The organism is Blastopirellula sediminis (genome assembly GCF_020966755.1).
GTDB lineage: Bacteria > Planctomycetota > Planctomycetia > Pirellulales > Pirellulaceae > Blastopirellula > Blastopirellula sediminis.
Genome location: NZ_JAJKFT010000002.1, coordinates 368,289 through 387,727 on the forward strand (window position 1 = coordinate 368,289; position 19,439 = coordinate 387,727).

At 59.6% G+C, this 19,439-nt stretch carries 15 protein-coding genes; 5 read left to right on the forward strand and 10 right to left on the reverse strand.

The genetic code is table 11. From position 1 onward, the window contains the following. Positions 1 to 169: 169 nt before the first annotated feature. From LOC68_RS02040 to LOC68_RS28430, 6 genes are all read right to left on the reverse strand, one after another. Positions 170 to 751, reverse strand: coding sequence for a sulfotransferase (locus LOC68_RS02040; protein WP_230215083.1), 582 nt, complete (start codon positions 749 to 751; stop codon positions 170 to 172). 31 nt (positions 752 to 782) lie between these two features. After that, entirely contained in the window at positions 783 to 1,619 is an 837-nt protein-coding gene (locus tag LOC68_RS02045; protein WP_230215085.1) for a hypothetical protein, read from the reverse strand. Between the two features lie 3 nt (positions 1,620 to 1,622). Then, positions 1,623 to 1,808 carry a hypothetical protein gene (locus LOC68_RS02050; protein WP_230215093.1) on the reverse strand — a complete coding sequence of 62 codons (186 nt, stop codon included), beginning with the start codon at positions 1,806 to 1,808 and terminating at the stop codon, positions 1,623 to 1,625. A 36-nt stretch (positions 1,809 to 1,844) separates the two neighbouring features. Next, a complete protein-coding gene (locus LOC68_RS02055; protein WP_230215095.1) occupies positions 1,845 to 3,887 on the reverse strand; it encodes an alkaline phosphatase family protein in 2,043 nt (680 codons plus the stop codon). Further along, entirely contained in the window at positions 3,884 to 6,010 is a 2,127-nt protein-coding gene (locus LOC68_RS02060; RefSeq protein WP_230215097.1) for an alkaline phosphatase family protein, read from the reverse strand. The genes LOC68_RS02055 and LOC68_RS02060 overlap by 4 nt, the downstream gene beginning before the upstream one ends. Before the next feature lie 103 nt (positions 6,011 to 6,113). Further along, a complete protein-coding gene (locus LOC68_RS28430) occupies positions 6,114 to 8,303 on the reverse strand; it encodes an aryl-sulfate sulfotransferase (RefSeq protein ID WP_230215099.1) in 2,190 nt (729 codons plus the stop codon). A gap of 381 nt (positions 8,304 to 8,684) precedes the next feature. On the opposite strand from LOC68_RS28430, the gene LOC68_RS02070 reads away from it, so the two are divergent. From LOC68_RS02070 to LOC68_RS02090, 5 genes are all read left to right on the forward strand, one after another. Further along, positions 8,685 to 9,248, forward strand: a complete 564-nt coding sequence (locus tag LOC68_RS02070) for a hypothetical protein (protein ID WP_230215101.1) — start codon at positions 8,685 to 8,687, stop codon at positions 9,246 to 9,248. 99 nt (positions 9,249 to 9,347) lie between these two features. Then, positions 9,348 to 9,938, forward strand: a complete 591-nt coding sequence (locus tag LOC68_RS02075; RefSeq protein ID WP_230215103.1) for a sigma-70 family RNA polymerase sigma factor — start codon at positions 9,348 to 9,350, stop codon at positions 9,936 to 9,938. Positions 9,939 to 10,040: 102 nt separating this feature from the next. Then, positions 10,041 to 12,458 carry a serine/threonine protein kinase gene (locus LOC68_RS02080; protein ID WP_230215105.1) on the forward strand — a complete coding sequence of 806 codons (2,418 nt, stop codon included), beginning with the start codon at positions 10,041 to 10,043 and terminating at the stop codon, positions 12,456 to 12,458. 143 nt (positions 12,459 to 12,601) lie between these two features. Further along, positions 12,602 to 13,522, forward strand: a complete 921-nt coding sequence (locus LOC68_RS02085) for a helix-turn-helix transcriptional regulator (RefSeq protein WP_230215107.1) — start codon at positions 12,602 to 12,604, stop codon at positions 13,520 to 13,522. A 101-nt stretch (positions 13,523 to 13,623) separates the two neighbouring features. Beyond that, positions 13,624 to 14,307 (forward strand): trimeric intracellular cation channel family protein, encoded by a 684-nt coding sequence (locus LOC68_RS02090; protein ID WP_230215109.1) that lies wholly within the window; start codon positions 13,624 to 13,626, stop codon positions 14,305 to 14,307. A 108-nt stretch (positions 14,308 to 14,415) separates the two neighbouring features. Here the strand turns inward: LOC68_RS02090 and LOC68_RS02095 are convergent, their stop codons facing one another. The 4 genes from LOC68_RS02095 to LOC68_RS02110 all read right to left on the reverse strand — a co-directional run bounded on the left by LOC68_RS02095 (position 14,416) and on the right by LOC68_RS02110 (position 19,343). Next, on the reverse strand, positions 14,416 to 14,670 hold the full coding sequence (locus tag LOC68_RS02095; protein WP_230215112.1) for a hypothetical protein: 255 nt from the start codon (positions 14,668 to 14,670) through the stop codon (positions 14,416 to 14,418). Positions 14,671 to 14,863: 193 nt separating this feature from the next. After that, positions 14,864 to 16,798: a serine/threonine protein kinase gene (locus tag LOC68_RS02100; RefSeq protein ID WP_230215114.1), complete on the reverse strand. Its 1,935-nt coding sequence runs from the start codon at positions 16,796 to 16,798 to the stop codon at positions 14,864 to 14,866. Between the two features lie 314 nt (positions 16,799 to 17,112). Continuing rightward, positions 17,113 to 18,156, reverse strand: a complete 1,044-nt coding sequence (locus LOC68_RS02105; RefSeq protein ID WP_230215116.1) for an HTTM domain-containing protein — start codon at positions 18,154 to 18,156, stop codon at positions 17,113 to 17,115. A 155-nt stretch (positions 18,157 to 18,311) separates the two neighbouring features. After that, positions 18,312 to 19,343 carry a hypothetical protein gene (locus LOC68_RS02110; RefSeq protein ID WP_230215118.1) on the reverse strand — a complete coding sequence of 344 codons (1,032 nt, stop codon included), beginning with the start codon at positions 19,341 to 19,343 and terminating at the stop codon, positions 18,312 to 18,314. Between the last annotated feature and the right edge of the window lie 96 nt (positions 19,344 to 19,439).

Genomic DNA, 19,439 nt, shown 5'->3' on the forward strand with positions numbered 1-19,439 from the left:
CGCTGCCATTGCGATTAGCGAGATCCCCAAGAAGCCCAATATTCACTTTCTGTGAATTGGCTTGCCTCCTCATATAACGACTGATTTCGTGAGTCGTGCATGGGCAGGCATTCTCTTTCCGTCCTCTCGAATTCTCCTACGAATACCTCGAGAAGCTGAAGACGACCTCCTAGGCGGTCTGCGGGCTCCGGTTGCGGTAAAGTCCCGGATCGATCGCGGCCAGCATTGCGGCGGTATTTAGTTCTCCGCCGAGAAACGCGTTCAGTTTGTCGACCTGAGCCGCCGGATCGGCAAGCAATTCGTTGTAGCTCAGTTCCAGCAAATGCAGATGTTTTTGCTGCGGGAGCCAATCGAAGAGCCGCTTCAAGTGAACGTCATAGGCGGTGCGAATCGCGTCACGATCGGCGACTGGTTTGCCGAGGCGGACAAGCATCTTTTCCTGCGAGTCGAGGATTTCGTCGATATCGCGGCGCATGAAGACGACGTTGTAATGCTCTGTCGACGGAAGATCGTAAAGCAGCGAAGAGACCATCTTCACTACTTTTCCGTGCGCCCGGTCCATCCAGCTGGCGTCGTTCTTGGTCTTTTTGACTGGCTCGAACTCGTAGTATCCCTTCGGATTGTCTCGATCGGCGGTCCGGATTTCGTCGGTGAGCGCGCCGATTCCGCCGCGGTCGATCATTTGCATCATCAACGAAGTGCCGCTACGCGGGAGCCCCGAGACGACCGTGATGGTTTTTAGGTTGGACATGACGGGGAACCTCTCAGAAAGCGAGCGCGGACTAGATATTCACATTCAACAGCGGCTTCGCGGCGAAGGCCGCGAGCATCGACACAAGAAACCACGCGATCAACCACGTATGCGTCCCATAGGTCCAGGAGGAACGCTCTGGATAGTCGATCGCGATCGACTGGACCGGCGAATCGGCGGAGAAGGGCGCCTCGCGCGGATGAAGCAGCAGATCGGTCCAGTCCGACGCCGGCCGCGTCAAACTGACCGGCATCAGGCCATCGCCGATCGCTAGCTCTTTCGCGATCTGATCTTCACCGAGCGCAAATTTCAGCTCGTGACGCCCTGGCTCGACCGCTTCAATCTCCCAGCAAGCCATTTGCTGTTCTGGAACGCGTACCGGTCCTTTCGCCAGACGATAGGCCGAGGAATCGGATAATTGCAATTGCTCGATTACCGCCGGATTAGCGGCGCCTTGAACCGTGACGATCGCCGTTTCTCCAGCGTAGAGAGGCCGAGCCTGGTACCACAAGGCAAGTTGCGATAGCAACAAGCAAGTCGGCACGATCATCACCAGCATCGGAACGACCGATAGCGCCAACAACATACCTGCGAGCTTCAATAAGTTGACCTGCATCCCGAGCCCGATCGCCAGATCGTCTTTGAATAGCGACAGCCCGAGCAGGTTCGCTTTGATCTGGTTGCGCGTATGGCGGATCGCCGACTGATGCGATGTGTACTTGAACGCCAGCAGCATCAGCACGCCGGTAATCGCGCCAATCACGCCGACCGACAACCATCCCGGTACGTAGGCGATCGCCTCCAACAAGAGCCCGACGGTGTTGTTGGCCAGCGTGTTGAGCAGACTGAGGATGTTCGAAAGCATCACGTTTTACTCGAGGTAACCCAAACCGCGCAGTTGATCCGCGACCATACGCTCCGCGTCCGCTTCGCCGATTCGTTTGATTTCGTTTTCGATCGCCGTGGCGATCAGTTCGTCGACGCTGCTGTACCCTTCTTTCGCTGCGGCGGCGACGGCGCGTTCGAAGAGTCCTGATTCGATGTTCACTTTCGTCATATTGAAAACTCCTTTCCTCGTTGTTCGAGAGCATGCTTACGATTGAAAAATGCTGCGTCCGGTCATGGTGCTCGGCGTCGCGATGCCGAAATCGTGCAGGATCGACGGGGCGATGTCGACCAGCGACGGATCGGTTGCGACAAACGGTTTGTTGCAGCACAAAATGCCGGGGACTTCGAGCGCATCGGCGCAGTGGTCGGCGCTCCAGGCCGACGTATTGTCGAGCAACACGTCCGGCGTCAGTTCTCCCAAACAGGTTTCCCACGAAGCGCGGTACCCGCGCGCATAGCCGATGATTAAGTCCGGAGCAAGCGTCGTCGCTTCGCCAGAATAGATCTCGCTCGAACGATAGACGTTCCGGATCACTTGCTTGCCGTTGTAGTCGCGAACCGCCTTCAATCGCGCGATCAGTTGCCGCGTCAGCTTTTCCTGCTCTTCCCCCGGCTCGACGATCCCGTCTCGCTCCCGTCCTTTCAGGTTGAGATAGAGACCGTTGATTCCCATGCCATAAGCACGCGTGCGCGACCAGTCGCAATCGACCAAGATCGAAGTGCATTCGCGTGAGTTCAAATATCCAAGATCACGAAGCCACGAATTGACGTTGAACTGGCGGCCGAAGTTGGCGAAGCCATGATCGCTCATCACGTAGATCGTCGCTTTGTCGCCGTACCGGTCGTTGATATCGCCGATGATTTGATCGAGCCGCTGATAGAGCTCTTTCACGTACTGATAGCGACTGGCCGCTTCTTTACTGGTACGGGTCGGGTGCTTCGGATCCTCTTCTCCTTCCCACCAGAACATGTGCGACTGCAGATCGCTGCTGGAGAAGTAGAAGAACAACAGCCCGTCATCGTAGTTTTCGACGGCGTACTCAAACAGCGCCAGCCGTTCTTCCAGCACGTTGGTCGCCTGGCGACGGAATTCGTCATCGTCGAAGACTCCGTTGGAGCGCGCCTTATGGTCTTCCTGGAAGCCGGTCGTGTAAAACAGCCCGAGATCATTCGAGACGTTCGAGATAAAGTCTTCCGGTTCTGAGAGCTGCACCGCCGGCTTCGACGGATCGACATTGATCGGCGTCACGTAAAGCCGGAAATTCGGTCCGATCTCTTGCAGATAGAACCGGCAGATTCCGCTCGCATGCTGCGAAGGTAACGGCGTCGGCGCCGACAGGGAGAAGTCGAGCTTCGTCCAGCGGCTCCACTCTCCAGGCTTCAACAGGATCTTCTTCCCCTGCACAACCAGCAGCGCCGTTCCGGATTCGGTATCGCGATGAACGTCGACGTCGATCGTGACCGGAACCGGCAGCTTCAGCATGCTGTTCTCGGGGCCGACCAGAGTGATGCGGGCCGATCTCCCTTCGAACTCGATGCGGCTTCGTTTTCCGCCTCCTTCTTCGACCCCACCAGCGGGAGTGTCCTCACTGAAATATTGGTAAGTGCCGTACGAGCCGAGCATATCAGGCGTCCCCATGCCGCAGACGCATTTGTGGTGACCATACTCGGACGGGCTCGGCGGGTAGTTTGAAGGGAGATCATAGAACACCGACGAAATTCGTTGTGAGTCGAGGAAGTCCCAAAAGGGAACCCCTTGCCGGCGCAACACGGTTTGCGGCGGCTGATGATTGAAGGGCCAGAAGTCGAGTTGCAACTGATGGTCGCCGATTTCAATAGCGCCTTGGCCGGGAATCGTTTCGGCTGCCGAGAAGAAGGGCGCACATTGTTCGTGCGGGTGGCGATGGATGAAGTCGAAGATGCCGTGCGAACCGGGACCAGCGCCATTTATGAAGTTGGCCCAAGCGACTGGGCTTTGCGGCGGACAGCTGGTGCCGAGATTGCTAAAGCCGCCGGCGGCCGCCATCCGCTTCATATTCGGCATTTTGCCTTCGTTCATCAGCTTGCGGCAGAGACGCGGGTCCATGCCGTCGACGCCGATGACAATCACCTTTTTGCCGAAACTGTGCGAGACGCGACTAACGCTGCCAAGCCAGTAGGAAGCCCCGGCCGTCGCTCCGGCGCCGGCGGCCAATGCAGCGCCGGTCAGCAAGGTGCGGCGCGAAATGTTGCTTTTCGGTTCGCTCATGACGCCACCTTCACGGGAGTTTCGGCGATCCGCTTTTCCTGAACTTCAACCGCCGGCGTTTGCTCGCCAAACTCGAGCGGTTTACCATCCATGTATTCGGGAATCGGACAGCCGAACAGTTTGAGAATGGTCGGCGCCAGATCAAGCAAACGGGGCGCCTGGGCGGCGATCGGATCGCTGCTGAACAAAATGCCCGGGACGACCGACGGATCGACGCAATGATCGCCGCTCCACGCCTTCGTGTTGTCGTGGAATACCTTGGTGCTTGTTCGTCCGACCGCCGCGTCCCACGAGATCCGATAACCGCTCTCGTAGCCGACGATCAAGTCGGGGGCGTTTTCCTTGTATCCGCCGCGATAGGCGCGAGCGGCCTGGTAAGTGCGGCGAATCCCCTTCGTGCCGGTTTGCGGGTCAACCAGTTCGTTGAGCTTCGCGACCAATTCGGCCTTGAGCGTTTCGGCCTCTTCGCCGGGGGCGACGATTCCGTGCTCGTACTTCCCTTCCAGATTCAAAAAGATGCCGGTCAGGCCGAGGGCGAACGCTTTCGTTTTGCTCCAGTCGATGCCGGCCAGATAATCTTCGCCGCGGCGGTCGTCGTCGACCGTCAGATAGCCGTTTTCTTCGAGCCACCGATTCAAGTCGATGCCGCGGCGGAACGTGTTAAAGCCATGGTCCGACAGAACCAGCAGCAGCGTGTTGCCGTCGTCGCACTTGGCCATCGTCCGGCCAACAAGTCCATCCATCCGCACATACAAATCTTCGATCGCGTTCTCCAGCTTCGCCGGAACATGCGCCGGCCGGGCAGGGTGCAACTTGTCGAGATACCGCCAGAACATATGCTGCATCCGGTCGGTTCCGTCGAAGACGCAGACGCACAGCCCTTGGCGAACCTTGTCGAGGCTGTCGAAGAACATCGTTTCTCGTTCGACGTCGATATCCATGCATTGCTGCAGGAAGTGTTCGTCTTCGATCACCTGCTCGCTCAGACTCCACGTATCTTCGGCCAGACCGAGCGTCGCGTAGGGACCTTGCTTTTTGGCCAGGTAGATCGGATAGACCGCCGGATAGCCGATCGCCATCGCCGGGTTTTCGGGATCGATGTTGATCGGCGTAACGTACAGACCGAACTCGGGATCGGTTTCGAGCAGCATGAAGCGGCAGATGCCGTTGATCGAAACGCCCCAGCCCGCTTTAAAGTGAACGGTCAACCAGTCGGTGTGAACTCCCTTCGTCAGCTTGTGCTTGGCCCCGTTCAGATGTAGCCAAGCGTGCGAATCGTCGATGACCTCGACGCGAAACGGCGCAGTGAGGGCGCCGTTGGTCGGATCGTTGGGATTCGGCGGGCCGAGCAACTCGCACTGAACTTTCTTTCCTTCTCGGGTCACGTAATGGACTTCACCGCCGGTTTTGACTCCTTCTTCCTTCGCCCGCGTGGTGAACTGCGAAAACGTTCCTTGCGTCCCGCGCAGGTCAGGAACGCACATCGCCGAGAGCTGGACGCCGCGCAGTTTCTCAGGCGGAAAGGTAATCGGCACGCGGATGATGCAGTTGAAGATGCCGTAGTCGCTCAACACGCTCCAAAACGGCTTGCTCTTGCGAAGCATCCGCACGTCGGGCTTTTGATATTGCCACTTGAAACGCCCGATGCCGATCGATTTGCTGGCGGTGCGGATTTCGACCGAGCTCAGTTTCGGCTGGTAGGTCGCTAAGTCAGGCGTCAGAAAGTCGAAGATGTTGTGCTTGCCGGGGTTCACGCCGGTTTGAAACGTCGACCAGGCGACCGGGGAGATCGGAGGCAACGTGCTGGCGAGCGAATGAAAGCTACCGCGCTGCTGAAGCTTTGCCAGATTCGGCAGCTTTCCTTCGCTTAGCAGACGCGAGGTCAGCCCATGATCAAGACCATCGAGCCCCAGCACCACGACGCGGCGATACTTTGGCGGCTGCGGCGGCTTCTTCCTTCGCAGCACACGCACGACGCGCCGCAGCGGCCACAAAAGCAACATCGAGATCGCCGAAGCGATCGCGCCGAAAACGGCCAGAAACGAGCCGGCCAGCGCGAAGCCGGCGCCAGGACCGATATAGGCGAGCGGCGTGAAATCGAAGGTGAAGTTCAGCATCGGCATTGGGCTGGCGAACTCACAATGAAAATGCCCCCGTGGCCTGACATTTCAGGCGCGTCGTCAAGCCACGGGGAGCGGGGAATATCAAACGCTACGGTGGTCGCGACTAGCGCGGCGGACCATCCGGTCCCGGAGCAGGACCACGCTCAGCGGCGATCGTTTCAGTCAGCAACTTGCCCGGCTTCAGGTCCTTGCCTTCGAAGGCGGCATAGTCGGTTGGGAAGCGATAGGCGCGGAAGACGCCGCCGGGACCGCCACCCGGTCCTCCTGGACCAGGTCCTCCTGGTCCGCCAGGGCCGCCGGCGAAACCGCCTGGTCCACCCGGACCGCCGCGTCCCGGGGGGCCTCCGGGGCCGCGGCGATCAGGTCCGCCTGGGCCGTTGTTCCCAGGCGGAGGACCAAAGCCGCCGGGGCCACGTGGTCCCGGGCCGCCGAAGCCCGGTCCTCCTGGTCCGCCGGCCATTCGGCTTTCCATCTCTTCAATGGTCTTCTTCTGCTCGTCGTTCCAAACCGACTTCAGACTCGCGTCGACTTCGTCCTGGAGCGTTTTGACTTGCTGGAACTGTTCGTCGCTCAGGTCAGCGACCAGCGCCACCGGCACCACTTCGCCGATCCGCGGCGGTCGACCAAATCCACGTCCACCGGGACCGCCCGGTCCGCCGGGGCTGGTGAGCTTTTCCTGCTGATCCTTGGTGAGGATCTTGCTCAGCTTCGCTTCCATTTGCTTTTGCAGGTCGTCGATCTTCTTCTGCTGCTCTTCGCTCACGCCCAGCACTTGGGTGAGGAACCGCGGCACGAACTCTCGCTGCCCCGGTCCTCCGGGTCCTCCGGGTCCACCTGGACCTCCCGGGCCGCCGCGTCCGCCGGGAAGCTGCATCACCCAGACAATTTCGCCGCTGGGAGTCACTTCAAACAACAGCGATTGATTGCCGGAGCAGATCAGCGTGTTACCGTTCGGCTGCCGCTGAGCGCCGGAGATCAACATCGAGTGGAAGTCCGATTTCTCGGGGGACGAATAGGACCACTTCGCTTCGAGCGGAGCGAAGGGGAGGAACTCTTCTTTTTCGTACGTGCCGTCGCTCTTCAGCGGCAGTTCCACTTCGTCGGCGGTCGAGTACGAACCGTCCGGACGTCCCATGCCGTTGTTGAAGACCAGCATGTTGCCGGCGCCGGGAAGTCCATCGGCAATCCAGTGAGCACAGTGCTGGGCGAACAACCGCTGATCGACGTTGGTGCCGCTGCGATAGACGCGGGGATTGCCCCAGCGGAAAAGGAGATCGCCCCCTTTGCCCGAATTGCCGCCGCTGCTGGAAGCGGCTTCTTCCGCGGTCGTGCTGTGATCGATGATCCAGACTTCGCTGAACTCATGAACGCTGAGCATGATCTGGTCGAGCTTCGCGTTGTACGCAACCGAGTTGACGTGCATCCAGTCGCCGCCGCCGGGGCCTCCGGGACCACGACCGCCGCGACGGTTGTCGCCTCGTTGATCGGCAGGACGTTGGTCTCCGTCGGGACCGCCGGGTCCTGGTTGTCCGCCGCCGACATAGCCAAGCGAACGAAGTCTCGCCAACTGCGCCGGATCTTGCAGCATGCGATCCATCATCGCGGTGCTGAAGTTGATGTCGATGCGCTGTGGGTTTTCGGAGACGTCGCCATAGTTCGGAAGTTTAGGATCGACGTCTTGGATCAGGTGATCCCACGCGTGCCACTTCCAGACGATCTCGCCGGTCGTTTTTCCGGTCGGCTTGATCTCGATCAGGCAGTCAGGAAGGAGTTCGTCGGTAACCAACTCGGCGCGACGACCGACGGCAGCTTCTTCATCCCGGGTCTTCGGATCATTGGCGACGACCAAGACGTTGCCATTGGGAAGGGGGCAAATGTCATGGTGAGCCCGCAGCTTGCCTTGATCGATCTGGTAGTCCCAAACCAGATTGCCGTCCCAATCAAACTCTTGAATTCGCCCGCCGGCGCCAGGCCCGCCGAAACCTCGGCCACGTTCGGCGCCCGGCCGCAGCAAGTGACCGTTAGGAAGTAGGTAGCAACTCAAGGCGGGGGTATAGTCGCTCTTCCACTCGTTGACGACGCGACCTTCCATGTCGACCAGGTACGTGGTCGTCGAGTTCATCGGCGCGATCAGCGTGTAACCTTGTTGCGCTTCGGGCGCATTGACGCTGACTCCTTCTTTGGCGTCCTTCAGCGGACGATCCGGAGTCGATTCGGCATAGAGCGAGCTAGTCGCTGCGGCCAGCAGCGCGGCCAGCGCAAGGGGACGGAAGTTGCGAAGTCGTGTGATCATCGAGGGGAAATCTCCCGGTCGGATTGGACGAGATCGAGCCGATATTCGCCTGAAAAAAGGCGGCGGTGAAAAGGGTCACTACTCACCAATGCGAGAAACGGAAGCGCAGGGTGTCAGCAATGTCGTGAGAATTCCCAGCCCTCCACCGCAAGCCGGAAAACGCTGGTTTGGGACGCGTCGGGGGGATTTTGGGACGACATCGCATCGTCGCATTCAGATCGATGACCGATCTTTAGAAGCAGAAACCGATTGTGGACGCCGAATTCGATTCGCACGAGGCGGATTTGGTCGACGCCCACCCCAACTAAGTGGTACCGGAAGTCGCCGAAACGGAAACAGAACGCGACCCCTTCGTTGTCCATCCCAGGGCGAGGCAGACCAATGACATCCATTCAAAGCGTGCAGGTCGCAGGCCTGCAGAATTACTCCCAAGCTCAGGGCGCCAGCGGCGGTCGCGGCCCAGCGCCGACCGGCGAATTACCGCCGGGGTTGAAGAACGATCTGGCCGAAATCGCGGAATCGGAAGGGCTTAGCTCCGAGCAGGAAGCCTCCTTAGAAAGCGATATCCAAGACGCTCTTTCCAGCCTGTTTGATTCGTCGGAAGGGCGGCCCGATCCCGATGCGGTGAAAGACGTGATCTCGGGCGTCTTCGAAGAATATGGGCTCGATGCCGAGCAATTGGCCGATCGACTGGGACCTCCCGGAGGCGGGCCTCCGCCGGGCGGACCAGGCGGTCCCGGTGGTCCGGGAGGACCTCCGCCAGGAGGCGCTGCGGGAGAATCGAGCGAAAAGGACAGCACCGATGAAACCGACAGCGACTCGCAGCTGCTCCAGTCGCTGCAAGACATTCTCGACAAGCTGAAGGAGAGCGGCGATTCCGACACGATCAGCAAGATCTCGGACTTGCTCGTTTCCGGCTTGCTAGGAATTGACGTCGAAGCGTAAAAGCGGACAAGTCGACGCAAAGTTTCCGGCATCTGCTAGACTGACGTAGAAGCCTCGCTAGAATCGGTCGCCCCGTTTCTGGCGAGGCGCGGCGCATTCTTGAACGATCCCGGCAGCAAGGCGAACCGCGTGACCAATCCCGACGTTACCCAGATTCTTGGAGCGCTCGAGCGAGGAGATTCGCACGCTTCCGAGCAACTGCTGCCGCTGGTCTACGAAGAGCTGCGGAAACTGGCCGCCGCCAAAATGTCTCAAGAAGCGTCCGATCGGACCTTGCAGCCGACGGCGCTCGTCCACGAAGCCTATCTGCGGCTGGTCGGCAACGGCGGCAGTTGGGAAAACCGCGGACACTTCTTCGCCGCCGCAGCCGAAGCGATGCGGCGAATTCTGATTGAAGAGGCGCGCCGGCGAGCTAGTTTGAAGCGCGGAGGGGAATATGCCATCGTCGACCTACCTGACGATTTGATCACCGCAGCCCGGAACGAGAGCGATTCGCTCCTCGATCTCGACGTCGCGCTCCACAAGCTGCAAACGGCCGATCCCGAGTCCTACAAATTGGTGATGCTCCGCTATTTCAGCGGCCTGACGGTCGATGAAGCGGCCGAATCGCTCGGGATTTCTCCCCGCACCGCTAAGCGTTATTGGAGCTTCGCCCGGGCGTGGCTACAGCGGGAAATTGAACGCCAATAAGGGGTGGACGCGGCAGAGCGCAAGATTCGTGGCACCCCGCCGCGTTAGATTTCGCATAAGCTTTAGATAGGGACCTGCCGCTTTGCCTCGGAATTGCTATCGATGTCGTTTGACCGAGAAAAGTCGATTTTCCTCGCCGCGCTGGAAATGACCTCCGGGGCGGAACGGGACGCGTACGTACTCCAGCAGTGCGGCGACGACGCGATGCTGAAGGGGGCGGTCGACGAGCTTTTGGCGGTTCATGATCGCTCGATCAATGTGCTCGATCAGCAAACTCCGCAGCGTCTCGCCTTGCAGGGAAAGGTCAAATCGGCCGCCGATGCGATCGCGATGACTGCGGCATGGGCCGAAGACGGCGGCGACTCCTTTAGCCCCCAATCAACTGCTGCCGGCGCGAAGATCGGCAACTACGTTCTCTTGGAAATGCTGGGAGAAGGGGGCTTCGGCCAGGTCTTCGTCGCGCAGCAAGAGCAGCCGGTGAAGCGCCGCGTCGCGATCAAGTTGCTCAAAGCGCATGCCCTGTCGAACGACGCCATCGCCCGGTTCGAGGCGGAACGCCAAGCACTAGCGATGATGGACCACCCCAACATCGCGCGGATCTTCGACGGCGGCACGACCCCGAGCGGCCAGCCCTACTTTGTGATGGAGCTGGTGCGCGGCGTTCACATTACGACATTCTGCCGCGATCACGAGCTTTCGGTGCGCGACCGGCTGGAGCTATTCCTTGACGTCTGTCGCGCCGTGCAGCACGCCCATCAAAAAGGAATCATTCACCGCGACATCAAACCGTCGAACGTGCTGGTCACGCTGCATGACGCCGACGCCGTGGTAAAGGTGATCGACTTTGGCGTCGCCAAGGCGCTCGACGAGCCGCTGACGGAGAAGACGATCTATACGCGCTTCGCGCAGATGATCGGGACGCCGATGTATATGAGTCCCGAACAAGCGGAGATGAATTCGCTCGACGTCGACACGCGTAGCGACATCTACTCGCTCGGCGTCCTGCTCTACGAACTGCTTACCGAACAGACGCCGTTCGATCAGCGCCGGCTGCAAACGGCGTCGTTTGACGAAATGCGGCGGATGATTCGGGAGGAAGATCCACCGCGTCCCAGCGCTCGCTTGACCGCCAACAACGCGCTGGCCACCACGAAACAGGCGTCACGCAAGTTTCAGGGACGAAGTCTCGCCAGCGAGCTGAAGGGGGATCTCGACTGGGTCGTGATGAAGGCGCTCGAGAAGGATCGCCGGCGGCGCTACGAAACGGCCGCCGACATGGCGCACGACGTGCAGCGCGTGCTCGACCAACAACCGGTTATGGCCCGTCCGCCGTCGCAGTGGTATCGATTCACCCGCTTTGCGAGTCGCAACAAGACGGTCTTCGCGTCGACGGTGATCGTGCTTCTGGCGCTGGTCGTCGGGACGATCTTCAGCACCTGGCAAGCGGTGCGTGCGACAGTCGCCTGGAATCAAATCGAACAAGAGCGCGAGCGTCTGAAAGAGGCGAACGTGTTGCTCGATAGCGCTCGGGCGAACGCCGACGAGCAGCGCTGGCAATTGGCGCTCGACCAATACAGCAAAGCGACTGAGCTTTCGCCGAATCACTATCTGACGTGGTCGGGCAGGGGAGCGCTGCTGGCGCGACTGAACGCCTGGTCTCTCGCCGCAACCGATTATCGAACGGCGCTGGAACTGGGGGCTCCGGCCAACAATCCCGCCTGGTGGGGCGTGCCGCAGCTCTGTCGCTATGCTGGCGACCAAGAAGGTTACGACCTGGTCTGCGAGCAGTTGCGGCGCCAAGTCGATGCGACCGATCATGGTCAACTTGCGATGATCGTCCGCGGCTTGGCTCTCGAGTCGCGATCGGCGGATGAGATGAAGCCCCTCGCCGATCGGATGGACGAGATTCTGTTGGCGCATGAACTGGAAGAGTTCGATCCCTTCTTTAATCCCGACCGGGGACCGCGCGGTCCGATGGGAGATGGTCCTGGGGGGCCAAGGATGGGTTTCATGACTGGGCCTCCGCCGGGAGGTCCTGGCCCGGGTCGCGGTCCCGGAGGTGGTCCGGGCGGAGGACCGGGGGGCGGTCCGGGAATGATGCGTGAGATCGATACTTATGCCGCCGCGGCAGCCTACTATCGCGCCGGCGATTCCAAGCGAGCGATTGAATTGCTCTCGAACTTGGGACAGCGCGACGAATCGATGATGATCGAAGGTCTGGCCGCGCCGGTGATGGCGTTAGCGCTTCACGATCAAGGAGAAACGGAAAACGCCAAAAAATATTTGGCGATCGCGGACGCGTCGATCGAAGGGTGGCTGGAAGATTTGAAGGACTCGCCTGATCGGCAGAAGTATCCTTGGTTTGATTTTCTCGAGATTTATCTCTGGTACGACGAAGCGTCGCGCGCGATCGAGGGGCATGCTCCCGAAGTCAAAAAGCAGCTTCGCCAAGTCGAACTGCAAGCCGAGCGACAGTTGCACGTCAGCTCCAGCACTTCCCCTACCCCCAAGACGATGTAAGATCTTTGCCCGGTCGCTCCCCCAAAGTCGGCTCAGCGAAGTTTTTCCCAGAAGTGTGACACCCTTTCTCCGGTTTTCTCGCATTGGAAGTCGTTAGCGCGATGATGACCTCCAATTCAGCGCAGTGATGCGCAAAAGAGGCGATGGGAGATTTCGAACGCAATCTGGCAGAGCAAACGTCCTGCGCCAGGATCGATCTTGATCCTTTGGCGTCGCTGTTGACGTTTCTCAAACCGCAGTGCCTGGTGACGCACGTCTTGCCGCTGTCGGCTGGGCAAGCGTCGAACTGCGATCTCGACGGTCCAACGTTTCACTGCATTGTCGAAGGGGCGTGCCGACTGCAATCAGACGGCGCTGCGCCGCACGACCTGGAGCAGGGCGACTTTGTTCTACTCCTGCGTTCCGAACGCCCAACGCTGCGAGCGCTACGCGACAGGACATTACTCCTTTCGGGAACGATCCAATCGAGCGGACTCGACCTGACGCAGGCGCTTCCTGACATTCCCTCGATCTGCAAGTCGCGCATGGAGTCGAGAGAATCGCTTCAGTCGCAAGTCCTGCCGCTCGTGACCGACAAGCTGGTCACCGATCGCCAAGGAGGAATCGCGCTGGCCAACGTGATCTTGTCGCTGGTACTAACCGAGACGATTCGCGAAGAGTTGCGTTCGTTGCCGCTCGACGTCGCCAGCTGGCTCAGTGGTATGCAGGACGAAGCGCTCGGACCCGTTCTGTCGGCGATGCTGCGCGAACCGGAAGCGCCTTGGACGGTCGAGAAACTCGCGTCCGCTGGATGCATGTCGCGTTCGACCTTCGCTCGCCGTTTTCGCGAGGTCGTGGGAGAGTCCCCGATGGATGTACTTACGGCGATCCGGATGCGAATCGCGACCGATTTGCTGCAATCCTCGCACGGCCTGAAGTCGATCTCCCGGCAGTCGGGCTATGGATCGATCTCGGCGTTCACCTCCGCGTTTCGCAAACGGTACGGAATTACGCCGTCGCAGTTTCGCAAAAACAGCCTGATAAGAATGGGGTTTCGCGAACCGCTGGAAAGCGTGATCGACTGAAGCCAGCTTCGGGCTGGAACGCTCGCCGCGGGCAGCTATCATGACGATTGTCGTCTCCGCGGTTATCGTGGAGACCCTCATTCCGTCGTGACCAGGTTCGTATGACAACACCCGATGCGTCTCTCAGCGCCAGCATCTTGGCGATCATGTACTTCGGGGACATCGTCTTTTCGATCAGCGGCGCGTTGACCGCCGCGCGGTATCGTATGGACGTCTTCGGGTTCCTCTTGATCGGGACGACGACCGGCATCGGCGGCGGCACATTACGCGACTTGCTCCTCGGCCGCACGGTCTGGTGGACGCAGGATCCGACGGAACTGCTCCTGTGCGTCGCCGCCGCTTTGCTGACGTTTTTCTTTCTGCCTAGCGATATCGCGCGGCGCCGCGGATTGATCTGGGCCGATGCGTTAGGTCTCGCCGCATTTTGTGTGGTCGGCTGCAGCATCGCCCTGGAGTTCGGCTCGCCGCCGATCATCGCCGTTTTCATGGGACTGGTAACCGCTACCGGCGGCGGCGTCATTCGCGACGTCCTCGCCAACACGCAGCCGATGATCACCAGCGGTCAGCCCTACGCCGCTGCAGCTCTGTTGGGATCGTTGAGTTACGCCGTCTTGCGTTATCTGGCGATTCCAGAAATCGCCGCAGAAGTGATCGCGTTCGCCGCAGCATTTGGTTTGCGGGGTTCGGCGCTCCTCTTCGATATCCGCATGGGACCGCCAGGAGAATTTCTGAGAATTGGGAAGCCGGGCGGCGATCCCGCCGAGGAGGATTCTTCCTCCGGCTAGGGGCGTTTAGCGCCGTGAGAACCGCTTCAAGAAAAGACGATCGCCTGAAGAGAACTTCAGGCGATCGTTCGTCATTCTGATTGATTCGGTTCGCGTCAGCGATTCCGCTTACCAATGGCAGTGGTGTTGGTGGCAGCCGCCGTATCCTCCGTAGCCACCGTATCCGCCATAGCCGCCGCACGACGGGTAGGTCGGATAGTGGCAGTGGCCGTGGTAGGTCGGGTAGCAATTGCTTGGATAATATCCATGGTGGTGGTGGCCGCCGTGACCACCGTGGCCGCCGTAAGCATAGGCGTTGGTCGAGAAGCCCAGGGTGATGGCGATGACGGCTGCGATGGTGATTTTGGAAAGCGTGTTGAACATAACTGTTCTCCTGTGAGTCGGAAGTTTGTTGTTTTAAGGTTTGGTTCTCGCGATGACCTTCTGCACAGAGAACGCAGCCCCGCCGGCAACCGGACAGCCTGGGAAAAGTTTTTCGAAAAAAGAGAGGCCGCCTTCCGAAGAACCCCGGAAAAGCGGCCTGTTAGAGAGCGAAGAAAGCGGCTGCTATAGCCGGTTATTTCCCGTGCGTGAAGGCGATCCCCTCAAAGGTTTCCATCTTTTCGGCTAACTGCTTTTGCAGGCCATTGAGACGCTCCTGGACGACGCTCTCTGGATCTTCTCGGTCAATCGGCGATCCAAAACCCTTGTCCCGCTGCTCCACATGCACTCCCTCCGGATTGAGCCGCAGGACGGTCATGCCAGGGAGCGAGGGCCACTCGTCGCCGCTCGTCCAGAGAGACTCAAACTCCTCTAAATCGATCGGACCGCGTCGGCGGGCACAAAACAGGATCAACTCGGTTCCGTTCGGTCCGACCAGCGGCACGACTTCCGAGGTCTTCTCGGGAAAGGAGAGAAGCCTTGGTTTGCCTGCCGGCTCTAGTTGCCGCAGCAGTTCGACCTTTCCGTCGCTGCTGACAAGGAACAACGATCCGTAGCTGTCGGCAGGAAGTTTGGCTTCGACGCGCACGCGATCCCCATTTCGCAACGGAACGACTTCCGCAAGGCGATAGCTTCGCTCCGTATCCCAAACTTGCACATCCAAGGCTGGCTCAATCGTCGCTACCTTTTCCTCCCCATTCTTGTCTCCAGACTGCATGTCACGCGGCCACAAACCCCATGCCGACAACCCCGCCGTCAACAACAGCACGGCGGTGATCGCTGCGACCGCAAGCCAACCATGTTGGCTGTTTTTCTGCTCCAGATGCTGAACCAGCGCACTTGCGTTGGGGAAGCGGTCGTCCGGATTGGCGGACATCGCCTGTTCGCAGACGCGGGCAAGTCGCGGCGGGATAGTCGATTGGTATAACGGGGCGCGATCCCATTCCGCGGTCTGGCAGGCCATCCAGGCGGCATACTGGTCACGCATCGGATAGGGAGCTTTCCCGGTCAGCAGGAAATAGAGGACGCCCCCCAGCGAAAAGATATCGGAGCGGGGATCGAGCGAGTTTACCTCGCCGCGCGCCTGTTCGGGGGGCATATAGGCGAACGTCCCGAAGATCTTACCGTCAATGACGTCCTCAACCTTCCACGCATCCTGAAGCCACGAGAGGCCGAAGTCGATCAATTTCGGCTCCCCATGTTCGTCGATCAAAATATTGATCGGTTTGATGTCCAGGTGAACGATCCCTTTGCCATGTGCTGTAGAGAGAGCTTGGCCGATCTTTGCGACAATTGCGGCCGATTGCTGCGGCGAAGGGCGCTCACTACGCGCCCATTGCTGCAGCGTTCTCCCACGGACGAATTCCATCGCAATAAACGGGCGGTCCTCGTGAATGCCAAGGTCAAAAACCCGGACCAGGTTCGGGTGCGACAAGCTGGCCAGCAGTTTCGCCTCGTCTGATATATGGGGTGAGTCGTCCGGGGTCTGGTTCAGGGGGTGTTTGGCAAGCTTGATCACGACCTCACATTCCAAGGTTGGGTGCAAGGCGCGAAAGACGTCCGACTGGGAGCCGGAACCCAGATGGGAAACCACCACGTAGCGACCGATCCGTTCTGGCAACGGTTGATCCGATTCGACGATCGGCGCCGGCTGGGGATTTCCTTGATAGAGTTCGGTTTCGTCATCCGGCATCGAGAGGGCCTCGTGCAGATCGAGCTGGCGCCGTAGCGCCTCCGCGTATCGAGGGTAGCGCTGAATGAACTCCTCAGCGGCCGGGGGCCCCTCGTATTGCTCCCGCAGAACGTACTCGGCGTAAATGATGTCGACTTCCCCTTCGTCCGTCAGGCCAGCCAGGTAAAACGGGGTGAGATAGTCATTGGCCGAGACCGACTCTCCTTGGCTGCGCCGTCGATGCATTTCGGACCAGATCCAGCCGACCCGTTTGTCGGGCGGGATCGGGCAGACGTCGCCGCTGGGGGGCGTCGCGGATGCGTTCTGAAGATCGGAAATGGGCTGGGAGGGATTTCCTTGGGGACGCATGGCACTTCCTTCGTTGGGGGACGAACTCATCGGTTAAGTCTCCCTGCCACAAAACCGCCGTTGGTCGTTGGATCTTTGCAAATCGCCAGAAACTCGGACCATTTACGCCCAGGTCGCCGGAAAACGGACGCCACGAATGCGTTAACAGGGAAGAACACTGTTAGAAACGCAGCCCTGGCGAAATGCGGACGCTGGAAAAGGAGCGGAAAGCCGTAGTTTGGCGATCGCTCCGCCATTGTCAAGGAAATGCCCCCTGCGCCGGCAAGAGAAGAGCCCTTACGCGGCGTTTTCCCATCGGCGCTGAGACTGATCCGCGGCATCCACCAATTCCTTATTAGCTGAGCTTAGGGAGTGGGGAGCGCAGCGGAAGGGCTGATGTCGGCGTCCGAGTCGGATTCAAGGCTATCGGACGCACGCTTGGCGTCCCAGGCCGCGATCCACTCCAACGGAATGAACGAGCAGCAAGCGATGATCATCGTCACGCCGAACGCCAACAGCCCCATCATCAGGGCGATGCCGCCGTGCAATCCAACTGCCGTGATTAGATAAAACGGCCGCAGCTTGGGATTCCAGATCAATAGCGCAAAGCTACATTCGTAGAACAGCGTGCCGACCACCAGGATCAAACTGAGCGTGACGACCGCAAAGTCTCCCAAGTGTGCGACGGGTCGCAGGTCGAGCAGATGAATTTCGTTCGACATGACGACCTGCCAGACAGCCGTTCCATCCCACCACGAATCTCCTTGCAGCTTCGCCAGGCCGGCACACAGGTAGATGACGCAAAGATGGAGTTGAATGCATCGCAGCGCGAAATTTGCGCCGACCGACTCGGTTGGCAGCGAATCGACGGAGCTCTTCCGCCAGTTCCGCCGCAACCAGGCGTCTACCGAGAAACGAGCGCCGCAGGGTGCGATCAGCAAATAGAGGAGCAGCATCGCCAGCACATTGTCGACGCCGTAATGAAAAATAAAGGCGCGATGGATGACGCTGATATGTCCGATCAGCACCAGCAGGTTACTGACGCGGGTAAACAGGCCTGCCGTATAGAATGCGATTATGACCAGAAAGAGGCCGTATAGGGAGAGCGACGCCTGCGGCGAACTGACGTAGTGCCAGAGCGACGGAGTCCAGGCGTTGACGATCGCGAATCCTTCTTCGTCCGGCTGCATCAACTCGCCGACCGCTTGCTGGTCGATCCAAGCGCTAGGGCCGATCAGATCCAAGGCCTGCGAAAATGAGGTGCCGTACACGTACAGCAAAACCAATCCAACAGCGATGCGCATTCCGCAAACGAGGCGGACGTCGGCCGGCGAAAACCAAAACCAGTCCCAACCCGAGATCGCATCTCGCAACCAGGTGACGACGGTCGAAAACAGGGAGCGGATCATCACTCGCACTCTTTGTTGAACTGAGATATTGGAATTCAGGGACCGATTGCGGTCGCCCATTTCGGCGGACCGCAATTTGTGACAGACATTTTCGCTCCGCCGGATGACGAACATCCAGCGGAGCAGGTCGTTGTCAGGGACGATCGGCCGTCCAATTACGGATGGTAGTGTCCATGGCCGCCGTGATAGTGGCCGCCATGGCCGCCACCATAACCACCACCGTAGCCGCCCCCATATCCGCCACCGTACGGACGATAGCCACCGCCATAAGGTCGGTAACCGCCACCGTAGCCACCGCCGTAACCGCCCCCATATCCGCCGTGCGAATTGTAGTGGTTGTGGTAGTGCCCACCGCCGTAGCCGCTATGGTGCGACTGACCGTGGACGACGTTCCCGACTCCCTTGAAAATCGCATTCAAGATGTCGGCTGCGTCATTGTGGCCGCGGCTCTGACCTTCCAGCGAACGGAGCGTACTGACGATCGAATTGCCTTCGGCGCCTGGCTCGGCGACGGCGCCTTGCGCGGTCGAGATATGCTGCTTGACGTACTTGCGCTGCTTTTCGCTCAAGCCGGTAAATTTGTCGATCTCCTTCGAGATCTTTTCGAGTCGTTCCGAGTCGTGCAGCAGGCGGGCCGATTCGACTTCATTCATCAAGATGCCGTACATGGCGAATTCGTCAGGCGAGCTGTCGGCGACCGACATTGAGAGCCCCGGCTCTTCGGCGCGGCTTTCGCCGGCGGTCAATTTGGCGGCGGCGACCTGTTGCCCCAGATCGGCGTAGCCATATTTCTTCGCAGCCGCTTCGATTCGTTCCAACGTTTTAACGTCGCCGCTTTTGCTTGCAATGTTCGCGGCTAACGCGAGCGTGTCCTTCGCGCTGCCTGCCTTGTGAGGACGGAGCAAGATGCTCTCGCCGTACCCCAATTGCAGACCGACGTCGGTCAATACGGTAGCGTTCTTCGTAACGAACGCCTCCGGTAAGAGCGAAATGTCGACGTACTGAGCGAATGCCGGATCGTCGAGTTCTTCCGGCAAAACGAAGATATCCTCCATCATCTCTTCCTGCGCCACGGGAGGTTCGCCGGTCGGGGCGGCTGGCTCTTGCGCGTCGAGCAGTGCGAACGGCGAGATGGCCAATAGCGCTACCAGCCCTCCCGCGATCGCTAACTTGTAGGTGCGTTTCATTCGTGGATTCTCCTGTAACAACTTCAATCAACTGACCCGGTCAGAACGCCTGAGCGGTTTTGCCCTTTCTTGAATGGGGATTCAAGAAAAGAACGA